Annotated in this window: 14 protein-coding genes and 1 pseudogene; 7 read left to right on the top strand and 8 right to left on the bottom strand. The window is 71.4% G+C overall.

Translation table 11 applies throughout. The annotated features are described in order from the left end of the window. The first annotated feature begins 64 nt into the window (after positions 1–64). Entirely contained in the window at positions 65–295 is a 231-nt protein-coding gene (locus HD596_RS10355; protein ID WP_185069051.1) for a DUF3073 domain-containing protein, read from the top strand. Positions 296–383: 88 nt separating this feature from the next. Here the strand turns inward: HD596_RS10355 and HD596_RS10360 are convergent, their stop codons facing one another. Next, entirely contained in the window at positions 384–1,217 is an 834-nt protein-coding gene (locus tag HD596_RS10360) for an alpha/beta fold hydrolase (RefSeq protein WP_185069052.1), read from the bottom strand. An 83-nt stretch (positions 1,218–1,300) separates the two neighbouring features. On the opposite strand from HD596_RS10360, the gene HD596_RS10365 reads away from it, so the two are divergent. After that, positions 1,301–1,858, top strand: coding sequence for a CGNR zinc finger domain-containing protein (locus HD596_RS10365; protein WP_221519267.1), 558 nt, complete (start codon positions 1,301–1,303; stop codon positions 1,856–1,858). Positions 1,859–1,898: 40 nt separating this feature from the next. Next, on the top strand, positions 1,899–3,338 hold the full coding sequence (locus HD596_RS10370) for a hypothetical protein (protein ID WP_185069053.1): 1,440 nt from the start codon (positions 1,899–1,901) through the stop codon (positions 3,336–3,338). Here the strand turns inward: HD596_RS10370 and HD596_RS10375 are convergent. After that, the gene (locus HD596_RS10375; protein ID WP_185069054.1) at positions 3,309–4,127 is read right to left on the bottom strand and encodes a hypothetical protein; all 819 of its coding nucleotides are present in this window, start codon (positions 4,125–4,127) and stop codon (positions 3,309–3,311) included. The two genes, HD596_RS10370 and HD596_RS10375, sit on opposite strands and share 30 nt — an antisense overlap. Before the next feature lie 305 nt (positions 4,128–4,432). Here HD596_RS10375 and HD596_RS10380 point away from each other — a divergent pair, with 305 nt between their 5' ends. The 3 genes from HD596_RS10380 (at position 4,433) to HD596_RS10390 (ending at position 7,980) form a co-directional block, all read left to right on the top strand. Next, the gene (locus tag HD596_RS10380; protein WP_221519268.1) at positions 4,433–4,909 is read left to right on the top strand and encodes a hypothetical protein; all 477 of its coding nucleotides are present in this window, start codon (positions 4,433–4,435) and stop codon (positions 4,907–4,909) included. A 133-nt stretch (positions 4,910–5,042) separates the two neighbouring features. Then, positions 5,043–5,783, top strand: coding sequence for a hypothetical protein (locus HD596_RS10385; RefSeq protein WP_185069055.1), 741 nt, complete (start codon positions 5,043–5,045; stop codon positions 5,781–5,783). A 157-nt stretch (positions 5,784–5,940) separates the two neighbouring features. Further along, positions 5,941–7,980 carry a cellulose binding domain-containing protein gene (locus HD596_RS10390; RefSeq protein WP_185069056.1) on the top strand — a complete coding sequence of 680 codons (2,040 nt, stop codon included), beginning with the start codon at positions 5,941–5,943 and terminating at the stop codon, positions 7,978–7,980. Here HD596_RS10390 and HD596_RS10395 read toward each other — a convergent pair. Beyond that, complete coding sequence (locus tag HD596_RS10395; protein WP_185069057.1) at positions 7,952–8,401, bottom strand: DUF1761 domain-containing protein; 450 nt, start codon at positions 8,399–8,401, stop codon at positions 7,952–7,954. The genes HD596_RS10390 and HD596_RS10395 overlap by 29 nt on opposite strands. A 327-nt stretch (positions 8,402–8,728) precedes the next feature. Between HD596_RS10395 and HD596_RS61530 the strand changes: the two are divergent. Continuing rightward, a pseudogene (locus tag HD596_RS61530) lies at positions 8,729–9,784 on the top strand (amidohydrolase family protein); the annotation flags it as partial. 14 nt (positions 9,785–9,798) lie between these two features. Here the strand turns inward: HD596_RS61530 and HD596_RS10400 are convergent. The 5 genes from HD596_RS10400 to HD596_RS10420 form a co-directional block, all read right to left on the bottom strand. Further along, the gene (locus HD596_RS10400; RefSeq protein ID WP_185069058.1) at positions 9,799–10,764 is read right to left on the bottom strand and encodes a LysR family transcriptional regulator; all 966 of its coding nucleotides are present in this window, start codon (positions 10,762–10,764) and stop codon (positions 9,799–9,801) included. Positions 10,765–10,910: 146 nt separating this feature from the next. Then, the gene (locus tag HD596_RS10405; RefSeq protein WP_313043502.1) at positions 10,911–12,119 is read right to left on the bottom strand and encodes an RICIN domain-containing protein; all 1,209 of its coding nucleotides are present in this window, start codon (positions 12,117–12,119) and stop codon (positions 10,911–10,913) included. Between the two features lie 130 nt (positions 12,120–12,249). Then, a complete protein-coding gene (locus HD596_RS10410; protein WP_185069060.1) occupies positions 12,250–12,891 on the bottom strand; it encodes a response regulator in 642 nt (213 codons plus the stop codon). After that, positions 12,884–14,047, bottom strand: a complete 1,164-nt coding sequence (locus tag HD596_RS10415) for a sensor histidine kinase (RefSeq protein ID WP_185069061.1) — start codon at positions 14,045–14,047, stop codon at positions 12,884–12,886. The genes HD596_RS10410 and HD596_RS10415 overlap by 8 nt, the downstream gene beginning before the upstream one ends. Before the next feature lie 6 nt (positions 14,048–14,053). Continuing rightward, positions 14,054–14,749, bottom strand: a complete 696-nt coding sequence (locus HD596_RS10420; protein ID WP_185069062.1) for an ABC transporter permease — start codon at positions 14,747–14,749, stop codon at positions 14,054–14,056. Between the last annotated feature and the right edge of the window lie 26 nt (positions 14,750–14,775).

Here is a 14,775-nt window from a genome sequence, read left to right on the forward strand (position 1 = left end):
CGTCAGTGTGTGGTGCGTTAGCGACGAGGGGTCGGGGACGACCCCACACGAGGGGGTCGAGCCAATGGGGCGCGGCCGAGCAAAGGCCAAGCAGGTCAAGGTTGCTCGCCAGCTGAAGTACAACAGCGGTGGCACAGATCTTGACCGTCTTCGCGACGAACTCGGGGTCGGAGACCCCAGCCGCAATGACGACGCCGACGACCTCAACGATGAGCTGGCGGATCGCTATGCCGATTACGCCGCTGACTATGGCGCCGGAGACGACGAAGACGACCGTCCTTCCGGCCGTCGATAGCCGTTCCTGGTTGACGTGACGAGGGCCCGGCCGTCGCGCCGGATCTTCGTCACGCTCGTCGGGCCCCACGGGTAACCGTGGGGCTTCGTCACGTGATCGTCCTTTCCAGGAAGCCCGCGATGACCGGCGCGATCTCCGGGAGCTTCTCCTCCAGCGCGAAGTGCCCGGTGTCGAAGACGTGCACCTCCGCCTCGGGCACGTCACGCCGGTACGCGTGGGCGCCCGGCTCCAGGAAGATCGCGTCTCCCCGCCCCCAGAGCACCAGGGTGGGCGGGCGGTGCAGGCGTAGCCATGCCTGCCAGGCCGGGTAGCGCGCGAGGTTGCCGGCGTAGTCGCGGGCGAGGGCCAGCTGCGCCTCCTTGCGTCCGGGCAGGTCCAGGAAGTGCTGATCGAGCGTCCATCCGTCGGGCGCCACGAGTGCCGGGTCCGCCGTGCCGTCCACGTACTGGCCGCGGGTGAACGGCAGCGTGAACAGCTCGCCGGACGGCTCCTTGACGGCCTGGCGCGCCGCCTCGGACAGCCCTTCGTCGTACGCGTTGGCGTTCTGCACGATGAGCCCCGCGATCCACTCGGGATGCCGCTCGGCCACCCGGAACCCGACCGGCCCGCCGAAGTCGAACGCGTACAGCACGAACGGCCCGAGCCCGATCGCCTCCACGAACCCCTCGACGACGTCGGCCAGCCGGTCGAAGGAGTACTCGAACCCGTCGGGGGTCCGCGTGTGCCCGAATCCGGGATAGTCGGGCGCGATCACCCGATAGCGGCTGCCCAGGGCGTCCATGAGCCGCCGGTACTGGTGCGACGCGGACGGGAACCCGTGCAGCAACAGCAGCGGGACCCCGCCTTCCGGCCCCGCCTCCCGGTAGAAGACCTCGACCCCTTCGACGTCCACGAACCCGTGCCTGACGTACGGAATCTGCATCACATGCCTCTTTCTCTCGAAGACGCATTAGTTATAGACGGAAGAGCCCTAATGGGTCAACCCGGGGATGTACCATTAGCGACATGGAGTTGCTGACGGGTGAGCCCCTGGCCCTGGACCTGGTCAACACGCGGTCCCGCGACCACGACGCCCTGGACCGGGCCGCCGACTTCGACGACTGGCTGGCCAGGCAGTCCGGCCGCCTCACCCTGCCCGGCACGCCCTTCCCTGCCGCCGACCTGCCCGCCGTCCGCCGGCTGCGCGCTCATGTGGAGGCGGCCCTCGACGCCGCCCGCCAGGCCGTCCCCGCGCCGCCCGACTCCATCGCGGCGATCAACGAGGCCCTGCGGCTCTCCCCGCCGTACCCTCGGCTGGAGGCCCGGGGCGCCGTTCTCGCGAGCGTCACGCGGCGGGACGGCACGGCCGTGAGCCGCCTGCTCACACAGCTCGCCGAGGCGGCCGTGGAGCTGCTGACGGACCCCAACGTGGGCAAGGTGCGCTCCTGCGAGGCGCCCGACTGCCGGATGCTCTTCCTGCCGGCCCACCCCCGCCGCCGCTGGTGCTCACCGACGCTCTGCGGCAACCGGATCCGCGTCGCCCGCTACTACCAGCGGCACAAGCCGGATCACTCCCAGATCTAGAGCGCGGGTGTTGTCGCCCGTGGTTGCTAGCCTGCCGGGCATGCTGGAGATCGGTGACGTCGTGGCCGTGCCCCTGCCCCTCGGCGGTTTCGGCGCCTGCCAGGTGACGGCCGCGGGCCGCGAGCTGACGGTGTGCGTGTTCGACTGGCACTCCGACGCGGTGCCCGCGCTCGACGACCTGCGCGGGGCCCGCCCGCTGATCATCGACCACCACAGCTGGGAGGGCGTGCCCCAGATCCTGTCCGTCGACGCCTCCGCCCCGCTGCCCGCCGGTTTCGTCCGGCTCGGGTCGCTGCCGGTGGGCGCCGGCATGCCGAGCTCGACCAGCGCGTACGGCGGGTGGCCCGCCCTCGGCGTGCAGGTCGTCCTGCAGCGGCACTGGGACCTGCGGGTGCCCGACGAGGTCAAGGCCGCCTACAAGAGCGCCGCCCCCGGGCAGATCGAGGCCGACTTCGGCGACCGGCGCATCCGCAGGCCCGCCATGGTGTCCGGGCTCGACCTGCGCGAGCTCCACGGCGAGGTCCGCTGGGCCGGGCTGGACGCGCTGCCCCGGGTGACCTCGCTGACCTGGGCCGGGCCCGACCGGGGCCTGGCCGCCGCCCTCTCGTCCCGGCCCATCATCACCAGCCTGCACTGGGCCGATCCGCCCGGCGAGGTCGATCTGGGTGGGACGCATCTCAACGATCTGACGTTCGCCGGGGCCTCGCCGCGCCGGCTCGCCCTGCCGCCCACCCTGACCCGCCTGCGCCTGGACGCGGCGCCGCCCGACCTCGTCACGGCGGCCGCCGATGGGCGGTGGATCCGCCTGACGACCCGCTCCGGCGTCCCCGCCGGGCTGAGCGGCGTGCGCGAGGTGGCGATGGAGGTGGCGGGCGACCTGCGGCTCGCGGCGCTGGACGGGCTGGGCGAGCTGGAGTCGCTGCGGATCCAGTGGCTGCGCTCGTACGGCGGGCTCGTCGGCGCGACCGCGTTCCCCAAGCTGCACACGCTGGAGCTGATCGACGCCTACGGGGTGGACGCGTCGATGCTGCCCCCGCCCGGCGGCGCCCTCCGGCACCTCAGCGTCGCCTCGCTCAGGAGCAGCCAGAGCGGGCCGATCAAGCAGCGCTACCGAGGCTCGCAGGTGCAGGTCCGGCTGCGCGGCGCCAAGTCGGACAAGTGGCTGGCCGCCAACATCGACAATCCGCTGCGCAACTGGGTCGACGACGACCGGCGGGCGGGAGCGGCGGCGTGCCGGGCCTACACGACGGCCTCCGAGGCCATCGGGCGGCTGAGCGCCGACGACCCGGGCGGGGTGGCCGACGCCAGGCAGACACTGCGGGAGTTCGTGACCAGGCTCAACGACCTCGACGGGCGGCACGGGATGATCGACACGTTGCGGCGGGAGGAGGCGGGCGACGCCTTCATGGCGCTGGCGGCGCGGGCGGGCGTGCCCACGGGCGAGGCCGTTTCATGGTTCGACGAGTGGCGCGACTTCTGAGGCCAGGGTCTGGCCGGCCTCGACCGCCTCGCGCAGGCTCCTGGCCAGCGTGTCCGCCCGCTCGGTGAGGTCGCGCAGACCCTCGGCGTCGCCCGTCCGAGCCAGCAGGTCCCGGTATCGGTCGTTGCTGCGCTGCAGCTCCTGGGCGCGCAGGGCCGAGTCGGCCGCCTTGACGTGGCCGGCGTACACCTCCAGCTCCCACACCCGCTCGGTGACCGCCGCCACGGAGCGCCGCAGGGCCTCCTGCTGGGGTTCGAGCACGGCGGCCAGCTCGGGCGTCATCAGCTCGGCCCGCGCCTCGGCCTGCTCGGCCCGCAGCTCCGTCTGCGTACGCAGGAGGCAGGCGATGTGCCACAGCCGCTCGGGGAGCACGACGTCGTTGGCGACGGTGTCGAGGAGCCCCAGGCGGTGCACCCGGGAGTCGGTCACCTCCAGGATCGCCTGCCTGGCCCGGGCCAGCAGGATGAGGGCCTGGGAGTCCAGCTCGGCGGGGTGGACGTGATGCTCGCCGCCCCTGCGCTCCGGCTCCGGCAGGGAGAGGCCGACGTAGAGCGTGGTGACGAGGAAGACCATCAGGCCCGCCATCCCCGCCGACTCGTGGTCGGTCCTGAGGGCCGCGGCGCCGAACAGCGCGCCGCTCAGCCCTGTGACCCCCGCGGCGACGGCGAGCAGGCGCCTCATCCACGGCGGCGGCGCGGGCTCCCGGCGGCCGAGCAACAGCGTCCGGACACCGCCGATCCGCCGCCGTTCCCGCCGGGAGGCGGCCGGGTCCACGATCGGTTCGTCCATGCGCGACGCCTCCCCCACTAGGCTGCTCCTCGAGCACACCGCGTGCCGCCCCGCCGGATCTACCAGCCCCGTGTGCGGATGTGGTGCAGATGTCGTGCAGCTACGCTTGGACGGCATGTTCGTGGGCCTCGAAGGGCTGCCGCACACGCATCACGCCGGGGAGGACGCGGCGGAGCTGGCGCGGATGTTCGAGGCGGTCATTCTCACGAGATCTTCAGAATCCGCACAGGAAGCTCTGAGGGATCCCGGAGAGCGTTGAGGGGACCGGAGATTCCCCCCTCATTCGGATCGGACGGTGGTCCCGCATGACCTCGACCTCGACCTCGGTGGAGCCCGCTGCCCGCGCCACGGGCCGCGCGGTGGTGCGGCTCGGCCTCCTGGGGCTGGTCGCGATCGGCATCCTGGGCGCCGCGCTCGAGCTCGCCTTCGAACGCCACTGGCAGAGCCCGGTGCAGCTGATCCCGTGGGTGGCCCTGGCGCTGCTGGCGTTCGCGCTCGTGCTGCTCGCCCTGCGCGACACTCCCCGGGCGGTCACCGTGGTACGGGTGGTCGCGCTGGTCGTGCTGCTCGCGTCCGCGTACGGCGTCTTCATTCACGTGTCCGTCAACCACGGCGCGGGCGCGGCCGATCCCACGTGGGACACCCTCTCCCCGCTCACCCAATGGTGGTACGCGCTCACCAAGTCGGTCGGCCAGGCGCCGCCGCTCGCGCCGGGCATGCTCGCCCAGAGCGCGCTGCTGCTCTCGCTGGCCACGCTGACATCCAAGACCGATCGCCCATGAACGGCGGCTGAACGGTCCCGGCCCGGAACCTTTCCCTCATCTTTCGCGTCACACCCACACGAAGCTCGTGGTGACTCGTAAGGCTGGTGAGGTTCGAGTGGCGTTAGGTCGTACATTCATAGCGACGGTGGCGATGGCGGCCACCGTGTTCAGCGCCGACGGGGCAGCGGCGATGGCCGAGCCGGCGCCCAAGGCGGAGCCCCGGCCGGCCGTTCCGGCGGTGGCCGTGTCCACGCCGGCCGCCGCGGTCGCGGCGGAGCCCGAGTGCGTCCGGATCAAGGGCGCGGAGGCCTGCGTGGGGCCGGACGGGAGCGACCGTCCGGGCATCACGATCGAGGACACGGCGAACGACGATCTCCACGCCACCGTGGAGTACTACCTCAACGGTTACCTGGGCACCAAGTACGCCATCCACAACCTGGGGCGTAAGGGCGAGGTCCGGGGCAACCGGGAGATCGGGAAGATCGTGACGTTCCGGGCGGCGGTTTACGAGGGCAACCACCGGGTGCGGTTCGGGCGATGGAAGACCGTCCAAAACATCACGAAATATCCGATAAAGCGGGATACGCGGGTCACGCCGGCCGCCGCGCGGTCGCGGTCCAAGACGTGCACCTCCACGAAGGGCGCTTCCACCCTGTGCTTCAACGAGCGGAACACCGTTGTCTTCGCCTGTGACACGAGCGCCGACCAGTACCAGGCCCGCGCCGAGTACTTCATCGCCGGGGACCCGACCGCGCGGTTCGAGATCCACCAGCTGGCCGGGGTGAACACCTGCGGCAAGGCCGAGCACGGGGACCTCGCCGTCAGCATGTACCGCGCCTCGCTCTTCGACCACAACCGGCGGGTCGCCACCAGGCTGTACAAGTACAACTAGGGCCCGATCACCAGGCCTACGGCATCGGCCAGGTGCGCCGCCCCCATGAAAGTTTCAGCGGTGTTTGACGGGCGGGGCGGCGCACCTCATGATCATGATGCCTCCTGGTCAGGAGGAGGCGTCGAGTGAATTCCGCTATCCATGGCGAGGTACGCCGATGCCCACACCGCTGTTACGAGCCGCGTCCGCTCTGCTGCTGACGCTGACCGCCCTCAACGCCCCCGCGGCGTACGCCGACGACGTCACCCCGGTAGCGGTGACCGTCAACGCGCGTGCCGCACTCGCCACCGTCCCCGGAACCGGCATCGGCTCCAACCATGCGATCTGGGACTCCAATCTCGGGACGGACGAGACCGCCGACCGGCTCAAGGACGCCGGCGTGAAGATGCTGCGCTATCCCGGCGGGTCGTACTCCGACATCTACCACTGGGCCACCCACACCGCCCCCGGCGGCTACGTGGCGCCCAACACCGACTTCGACACGTTCATGCGCGGCGTCCGCCGTACCGGGGCGCAGGCCATGGTGACCGCCAACTACGGCACCGGCACCGCCGAGGAGGCCGCGGCCTGGGTCCGCCAGGCCAACGTCACCAAGGGCTACGGCATCAAGTACTGGGAGATCGGCAACGAGAACTACGGCAACGGCCACTACGGCTCCGCCTGGGAGGCCGACGACCACGCCGACAAGAGCCCGGCCGAGTACGCCCGCAACGTCGTGGCCTACGCGGACGCGATGAAGGCGGTCGACCCGACCATCAAGATCGGTGCGGTGCTGACCACGCCCGCGAACTGGCCCGACGCCATCACCGCCGAAGGCGACAGCGGCAGCTGGAACAAGGTCGTCCTCTCGAACGCCGGATCGAAGATCGACTTCGTGATCCTGCACTGGTACCCCGGCGCCCTCGACAGGGCCGGCCACGTGACCGACATGATCCAGCTCACCCGCCAGCAGATCGCCAAGTACGTGGGGCCCGGCTCGGAGCGGATCGGCATCGCGATGACCGAGTTCAACACCGGGTCCAGCAGCAACGGCACCAACACCCAGCCCGGCGCGCTGGCCGCCGCCGACGCGTACGCGACGCTGCTGGCCAACGGGGTGTTCACGGTCGACTGGTGGAACGTCCACAACGGCATCGGCACCGTCACCCAGGTCGAGGGGCACACCGACTACGGCGACTTCGGCCTGCTGTCGAGCGGCACGTGCACCGCCGACAACAGCGTCTGCGAACCGGCGCTCAACACGCCCTTCGCCCCGTACTACGCGCTGCAGATGGTGAGCAAGTTCGCCCGGCCGGGTGACCAGTTCGTCCGCGCCGCGACCGACCAGGCCAAGGTCGTCGCGCACGCCGCCCGCCGGCCCAACGGGGACCTGGCGGTCATGCTGATCAACACCTCGAACGACACGTCGTACCCGGTCGCGATCGACTACTCCGGCTACACCCCGGCGGCCGGCGCGCCCACCGTACTGACCCACACCAACGGCGCCACCAGCATCACCACCTCGACCGGCGGGACCGCGACCGGCCAGACGCTGCCGCCGCTCTCCCTGACCACCCTCGTCCTGCACCCCGCGCGCCCGCAGACCGGCCTGCCCGGCGCGCCCGGCCAGCCGGCGGCCTCGCAGGTGACGGACACGACCGCGACGATCTCCTGGTCCGGCGCCACCCCCGGCTCGCGCCCCGTCGCCAAGTACGAGCTCTACCGCCAGCACGGAGCCGTCAGCGAGCAGCTCGGCGAGACGTCCGGCACCTCGTTCACCGTGAACAACCTCAAGCCGGGCACCCGCTACACGATCAACGTGATCGCCCGTGACAACGGCGGCGGCCTGTCGTGGGCCTCCCCGCCGCTGACGTTCACGACCGGCACGCCCGCTTCCAGCTCCTGCTCGGTACGGCTGACCGTCACGACCGACTGGGGCAGCGGCTACGTCGGCGCCATCGACGTCACCAACAACGGCGCACCCGTCAGCGGCTGGACCCTGAACTTCGGCTGGCCCAGGTCGTGGCAGAGCCTGGGCAGCGGCTGGGGCGGCGTCTGGACGCAGACCGGGTCGGACGTGAAGGTCGTCAACGAGGCGGGCAACGGCGCGCTCGCCACGGGGGCCACCGCCACGGTCGGCTTCGTCGGCAACTACTCCGGGCCGAACGTCCTGCCCGCCGTCTTCACCCTCAACGGATCCGTCTGCACGACACAGTGACCGCCTGTCCGGGGCCGTCTGTCGCCTGGCGGCCCCGGCGCCACGTGGAGAGGATGAGGACCACCAGAAGAGTGGTCATGAGGGCGTCGCCGACGTGCAGGACGTACAGCCCCACAGGGTACGACTCGTGCAGCACGGAACCGGCGATCATCATGGCCTGGAACCCCAGCCACACCAGGAGCCCGAACCCCGCGGCCTCGCGCCGCGTGCGGATCTGGAGCCGGCTCAGCAGCACGGCCATGACCAGCACCTCGACGAGGTTCCTCCCGAGCTGCCCGGCGAGCTCCCAGGGCTGCGGCGCGGCGGTGGGCACGCCCCGCAGCGACGCCCACACCCCGCCGAAGACCATGTAGTAGACGGAGCTCGCGACGAGCGTCACCACCGCCGCGGCTCCTACGGCCCAGTAGTTGATTCTGTTCATGCCGGTCATTGTGAGCAGCCGCGCAGGAGGCGGACAAAGGCTATCTCCGCATGCCAGCGATGAGTCCGGCTCATGGATGGGGTGAGCGGTCCGTCGTTGTTCCGGGGCGGTCATCGGCGAACGATGAACGGCATGAGGCTCTCAGATCCCCCTTGCCGCCCCGGCCGTCTCTGGCTGGCCAACGCCCGGCTGTTCGACGGGACCGGCGGCCCCGTCCGGCCGGGCGCCGGGATCCTCGTCGAGGACGGCGTGGTCAGGCTGGTCGGGCAGGCCGGCGACGGTGTGCCCGACGGGGCCGACGTCGTCGACGTGGCGGGCCGTACCGTCATGCCCGGCCTGATCGACGCCCACGCGCACGTGTTCGCGACGCCGCCCGAGCCCGCAGAGGGGGCCGAGCCGCTGTGGCCGGACGTGACCGCGCACTTCCTGGCCGCACGGTTGCGGGAGACGCTGCGGATGGGGTTCACGACGCTGCGCGACGTCGGCTCGTACGGGGACGCGGTGGTCACGGCGAGGCAGGCGACGCGGTACGGGGCCCTCCGCGGGCCGCGGCTGCTGACCTGCGGCCGGATCGTGTCGGCCACGGCGCCCGGCGGCCGGTTCTTCGACGGGATGTACCGGGAGGCGGACGGGCCGGACGAGGTGCGCAAGGCGGTGCGTGAGCAGGTGCGGCGGGGCGCCGACTTCATCAAGATCATGTCCACCGGGGCGCGGTCGGTCGAGCTGGAGGACCCCCGGCCCGCGCAGGTGACCGGAGCGGAAATGGCCGCGCTGGTGGAGGAGGCGCACCGGCTCGGGTACCGGGTGGCGGCGCACGCGGAGGGCCTGGCCGGCACGGAGCTGTCGATCAGGCACGGCGTGGACACCGTCGAGCACGGCATGTACCTTCACCGGCGTCCCGACCTTCTGGACATGATGGCCGCGGCCGGGCAGATCCTCGTGCCGACGCTGTCGTGCTACTACGGCGTCGCGGGGCTCTCCGAGGACGGCTCTCATGCGGGGTCTCCTGCCGGGTCTCCTGCCGGGTCTCCTGCCGGGCCTCCTGCCGGGTCTCCTGCGGGGTGGGCGCCGCCGCTGGTGGAGCTCGCCGAGCGCAACCTGGTCGAGGCCGGCCGTACGCTCGCGGCGGCCCGCGCGGCCGGCGTGCCGATCGCGCTCGGCCACGACTGGCAGCCGTTCTCCGACGCCGCCGTCGAGGTCGTGCGCATGGTCCGGCACGGCATGAGCCCCGCTGAGACGCTGCTCGCGGCGACCGCCACCGCGGCCCGCGCCCTCGGGCTGGACGACCGGCTGGGCACCGTCGAACCCGGCAAGCTCGCCGACCTGGTCGTGGTGGACGGGGATCCGCTGGCCGATCCGGCGGTGCTGCGGGACCGTACACGGATCTGGCTGGTGTTTCAGCTCGGCGAGCCCGTGGCCGGCCAGGCGCTGGAGTCCCCGCTGAGCCGCCCGTCCGTGGCCGGCCAGGCGTTGGAGACCCCGCTGAGCCGGCCGGCCACCTCGGCGAACGCGCGGACCGCCGCCGTCTCCCGCTCGGCCGCCCACACCAGCGCGCTCTCCAACGGCGGCAGCCCGCGCAGCGGGATCACCGTCACCCCGGGATGGGTGTAGTAGTCGGACAGCGAGGCCACCGTCGGATGGACGATCTCGCCGCGGGCCACCAGCGACAGCACCTCGATCATCCGGCCCTCCCGGTGGCGGCGGCCGATCGGGCGCCCCGCCGGGGTCAGCGGCGGGTAGAGCGCCTCCAACGTCTCGGCCGGGACCATTCCCTCGGCGTCGATCACATGGTGGTCGCCGAGGTCCTCGGCGGTGGCGTAGCCGCGCTCGGCCAGCGGATGCCCGGCCCGCACCACCAGCGCGCGGTCGTCGCGCATGAGGACGGGGCCGACGACCAGGTCCTGGCGGCGGATCGGCAGCCAGTGGGCGACGGCGTCCAGCTCGGCGCGGCGCAGCCGGCCCAGCGCCTCGCCGGGGAACGCCTCGTACACCACGACCTCGCAGCCCGGATGGGCCGTGGTGAACGCCCGTACGATCTCCGAGAACGCCGGGCCGCCCGCGGCGAAGTTGAGCAGGCTGACCCGCAGCACGCCGGTGATCCCCGAAGCGATCTCCCGGACCTCGGCCAGGGCCAGGTGGATCTGCTCGAACCCCGGCCGCAGCCGGTCGCGCAGCCGCTCGCCCAGCGGGGTCAGCCGCACGCGGCGGGAGGAGCGCTCGAACAGCCGCCCGCCCACGCGCGTCTCCATGGCGCGGATGGTCTGGCTCACGCGCGACTGGGACAGGTACATCCGCTCGGCGGCGCGGCCGAAGTGCAGCTCCTCGGCCAGCGTCAGAAAGATCTCGATCTCCCGGAGCTCCACCGGTTCCCTCCGTCCTCCCAGGGAGGACCAGACTAGGGGTGCCCGGCAGCCCCGCCTAGATGGGCCTTTTGGGAGAGCGCGTTCTCGCTAATTACAGCATTTATAAAGGGCTCCCCCTTGCCGGGAGGAGCCCTTTGCCGGTCTGTCTAGGCGCGGGTCCACTTCTGGTTGGCGCTGCCCGCGCAGTCCCAGATCTGCAGCCGGGTGCCGTTGGCCGAACTGGCGCCGGTCGCGTCGAGGCACCTGCCGGACTGCGGGTTGACGATCCGGCCGGTGCCGGAGTCGTAGGTCCATCGCTGGGCGCCGGTGCCGTTGCAGTCGTACAGCTGCACCTTCGCGCCGTTGGCCGTGGCGCCGTCGGTGACGTCCATGCACTTGCCGAGCGCGCGCACCGAGCCGTCGGAGTTCCACGTCCAGTTCTGGGCCGCGGTGTCGTTGCAGTCGTACAGCTGGACGGCGGTGCCGTTGGCGGTGGCGGCGCCGGCCACGTCGACGCACTTGCCGCCGATACCGGTGATCCGGCCGCCGGAGCCGCTGGTGGGCGGGGCATAGACGCGGACATAGTCGACGGACATCGTCTGCGGGAAGGTCGTGGTGCCGTCGGGGTAGCCGGGCCAGTTGCCGCCGACCGCCACGTTCATGATCATGAAGAACGGGTGGTCGAAGACCCAGCGGTTGCCGCCGAGGTCGGCGGGCGTGCGGCGCTGGTATTCGACGCCGTCGACGTACCAGATGATCAGGTTCGGGGACCAGTCGACGGCGAAGGTGTGGAACGCGTCGGCGAACGCGCCGCCGATCGAGTACGGGGCGCCGATGCCTCCGGAGCCGGAGTAGCCGGGGCCGTGAATGGTGCCGTGCACGGTGCTGGGCTCGCGGCCGATGTTCTCCATGATGTCGATCTCGCCGCTGTTCGGCCAGCCGACCTGCCCGAGGTTGTCGCCGAGCATCCAGAAGGCCGGCCAGATGCCCTGGCCGCGGGGCAGTTTCATGCGCGCCTCGAAACGCCCGTACGCGCGGGTGAAGGTGGCGGCGGTGAGCAGGCGGGCGGAGGTGTACTGGCAGGTGCCGTAGTGGCACTGGTAGTTGGCCGGGTTCTCGCGGCGGGCGGTGATCACGAGGTTGCCGGCTCCGTCCATGGCGGCGTTGCGGGTGCTGTCGGTGTAGTACTGCTGCTCGTTGTTGCCCCAGCCGCTGCCGCCGATGTCGAAGCGCCACTTCGACTGGTCGACGGCGCTGCCCGCGGCTCCGTTGAACTCGTCGGACCAGACCAGCGGCCCGGGGGCGGGGGCGGCGCCGGCGGTGCCCGCCAGGGGGGCGAGCAGCGCGACGAGAACGGCGCCGACGGTGAATAACACTCTGAAATGGGGGGTGCGGACCATCCTGATTACCTCATCCGATCCACGGCTGTCGCTTTACGGAAACAATCCGGCAACATCACACCCATTGTCAAGAGAGCGCTCTCTCCGTTGTCGGCAGGGCTTTCGGTCAGCCGTTCTCGAGGGTGAGCAGGCCGCGGCGGAAGGCGACCGCCACAGCGGCCGCGCGGTCGTTGACGCCGAGCTTCGTGTAGATGTGCAGCACGTGGCTCTTCACCGTGGCCTCGCTGATGAACAGGCGCGTGGCGACCTCGCGGTTGGTGGCGCCGTCGGCGATGAGCTGGAGGACCTCCAGCTCCCGGGCGCTCAGCGGGTCGGCGGGCGCGCGGACCTGGCCGAGGAGCCTGGTGGCGACCGACGGGGAGAGCACGGCCTCGCCCTGGGCCGCCGTACGGACCGCGCGGACGAGCTCGTCGCGGCCGGTGTCCTTGAGGAGGTAGCCGGTGGCTCCGGCCTCGATGGCGGGCAGGACGTCCCTGTCGGTGTCGTACGTGGTGAGCACGAGGACGCGGGCCGCGATGCCCAGCCTGGCGAGCTCCTTGATGGCCGCTACGCCGTCCATCCTGGGCATGCGGAGGTCCATGAGGATCACGTCGGGGGCCAGCGCCCGCGCGAGCTCGATGATCTGCGCGCCGTCCCCGGCCTCGCCGAGCACCTCGAAGTCGGGGTCGCCGGCGAACATGCCGCGAATGCCGTCACGGACGATGGGATGATCGTCAGCGATCAGCAACCGGATCGGGACCTCAGCCACGCGCCACCGCCGGGACGCTCGCGGAGATCGCGGTGCCGAGGCCGGGCTCGGACTCGATCTCCAGCGTGCCCGCCACCCGGCTCACCCGCTTCCGCATCGAGGTCAGGCCGAAGCCACCGCCGTCACCGACCCGCTCGGGGTCGAACCCGGCGCCGTTGTCGCGCACGTCCAGGGTGACCACATCCTCCATGTACGACAGAGTCAGCCCGACCCGCGAGGCGCCGGCGTGCTTGGCCGCGTTGGCCAGGGCTTCCTGCGCGGTGCGGAGCAGCGTCTCCTCGACCTCCGGATGCATGGGACGGACCGTACCAGTGATGGTGAGATCCGCCCGTACCCCATTGAGCTCGCCCCACCGGGCGACGACCTCCGCCAGCGCGTCGGGCAGCGGCGCCGCCTCCAGCTGCCCCGGCCCCACCGCGTGCACCGAGCGCCGCGCCTCGGCCAGGCTCTCCCGCGCCAGCCGGATCGCGTTGTCCACGTGCCGCCGCCACTCCTCGGTCCTGTGCGCCGCCTGGAGCTGGGTGATGATGCCGGTGAGACCCTGGGCGAGCGTGTCGTGGATCTCGGCCGCCATGCGCTGCCGTTCGTCGAGAACGCCCGCCTCGCGGGCCTGGACCAGCAGCTGGGCGTGCAGTCCGGCGTTCTCCTTCATGGCCGCTTCGAGCTGGGCCACCATCCGCTTGCGCTCGGCGCTCCGCTCGGCCGTGATCTCGCCGACGAAGCTGAACAGGCCGACCAGACCCACGATGGCGGCGGTGAAGAACAGGAAGGTGAGGATCCCGGTCGGGGTGGCGTCGGGCAGACCGCCGTTGTAGGTCACGACGCTGATCGCCGCCGTGGCGGCCACCCCGGCGAACCGCCACTTCCCCTTCAGGTACTGCCACGAGTGGAGGTATCCGGCGAACCCGAAGAAGCTCGCGAACCACAACCCCTGCGTACAGAGCGCTCCGATCAGCGCCACCAGCCCGGCCACGTAGACCACGCCCCGGGGCACCAGCCAGATCCAGACGGCCGCGAGCGCCACCAGGGCGAGCATGACCCACGACGTGCCGTCCACGAGCGTCGAGAGCACTGCGGAGGTCCCGAGCAGAACGTACGGAGAGGCCGCCAGCTGGCGCTCCAGCAGCCGCTCCCATCGGTCGAGCCGCCCGGTCATACCTCACTACTCCCAGCGGAAGAACTTGGCCGCAGCGATGCTGATGACCACAGCGTACGCGGCCATCACGGCGAGCAGCAGCGGGCTGGGAGCGCCGCCTTCCCAGACGTCCCGCAGGCTCTGCCGGAACGCGCCCAGAGGGGTGTACGCGCCGAGGGTCGCCACGAAGGCGGGCATCTGATCCGCGGGCTGGATGAGCCCGGCGAGGTAGGCCATCGGGAAGTACAGCAGGACCCCGATCCCGTTGGCGCTCCGGCCGTTCTTGGCCAGGGCCGCGATGAGCAGGCCGATGGCGAACATGGCCGCCGTACCGAGCAGGAAGACCAGCACGCCGGGCAGCACCTGGGCGGGCAGGTGGGCTTTCAGCACGGTGCCGGCGACCGTCACCAGCAGGGCGCAGGCGGTCAGGGCGAGGACGAGTTGGAGGATGAGCTGCACCACGAGCATGTTCACCGGGCGTACCGGGGTGATGGAGAGCCTGCGCAGGATGCCCCGTTCGCGGTAGGTGGCCATGGTGGTGGGCAGCATGTACAGGCCCACGAGCCCCACGGCGATCGCCAGCGCCATCGGCAGGAGCACGGTGTCGCCTGGCCCGATGGAGCTTCCGAAGACGACCATGATGAACAACGGGATGAGGAGCGAGAACATCGCTCCGGGTTCGCGGGTCAGGAGTTTCAGTTCGACTATGGCGAGCTTGGTCATGATCTTCCTCCGTCGGTGGATCGGAC

The organism is Nonomuraea jabiensis (assembly GCF_014204795.1).
In the GTDB taxonomy this organism is placed as follows: domain Bacteria; phylum Actinomycetota; class Actinomycetes; order Streptosporangiales; family Streptosporangiaceae; genus Nonomuraea; species Nonomuraea jabiensis.

Bases quoted from the DNA above. Each gene is read 5' to 3' on its own strand.
- HD596_RS10380 (WP_221519268.1), top strand. From the start codon at position 4,433: ATGACCTCGACCTCGACCTCGGTGGAGCCCGCTGCCCGCGCCACGGGC.
- HD596_RS10365 (WP_221519267.1), top strand. From the start codon at position 1,301: ATGGAGTTGCTGACGGGTGAGCCCCTGGCCCTGGACCTGGTCAACACG.
- HD596_RS10355 (WP_185069051.1), top strand. From the start codon at position 65: ATGGGGCGCGGCCGAGCAAAGGCCAAGCAGGTCAAGGTTGCTCGCCAG.
- HD596_RS10415 (WP_185069061.1), bottom strand. From the start codon at position 14,047: ATGACCGGGCGGCTCGACCGATGGGAGCGGCTGCTGGAGCGCCAGCTG.
- HD596_RS10385 (WP_185069055.1), top strand. From the start codon at position 5,043: ATGGCGGCCACCGTGTTCAGCGCCGACGGGGCAGCGGCGATGGCCGAG.
- HD596_RS10375 (WP_185069054.1), bottom strand. From the start codon at position 4,127: ATGGACGAACCGATCGTGGACCCGGCCGCCTCCCGGCGGGAACGGCGG.
- HD596_RS10390 (WP_185069056.1), top strand. From the start codon at position 5,941: ATGCCCACACCGCTGTTACGAGCCGCGTCCGCTCTGCTGCTGACGCTG.
- HD596_RS10370 (WP_185069053.1), top strand. From the start codon at position 1,899: ATGCTGGAGATCGGTGACGTCGTGGCCGTGCCCCTGCCCCTCGGCGGT.
- HD596_RS10360 (WP_185069052.1), bottom strand. From the start codon at position 1,217: ATGCAGATTCCGTACGTCAGGCACGGGTTCGTGGACGTCGAAGGGGTC.
- HD596_RS10420 (WP_185069062.1), bottom strand. From the start codon at position 14,749: ATGACCAAGCTCGCCATAGTCGAACTGAAACTCCTGACCCGCGAACCC.
- HD596_RS10395 (WP_185069057.1), bottom strand. From the start codon at position 8,401: ATGAACAGAATCAACTACTGGGCCGTAGGAGCCGCGGCGGTGGTGACG.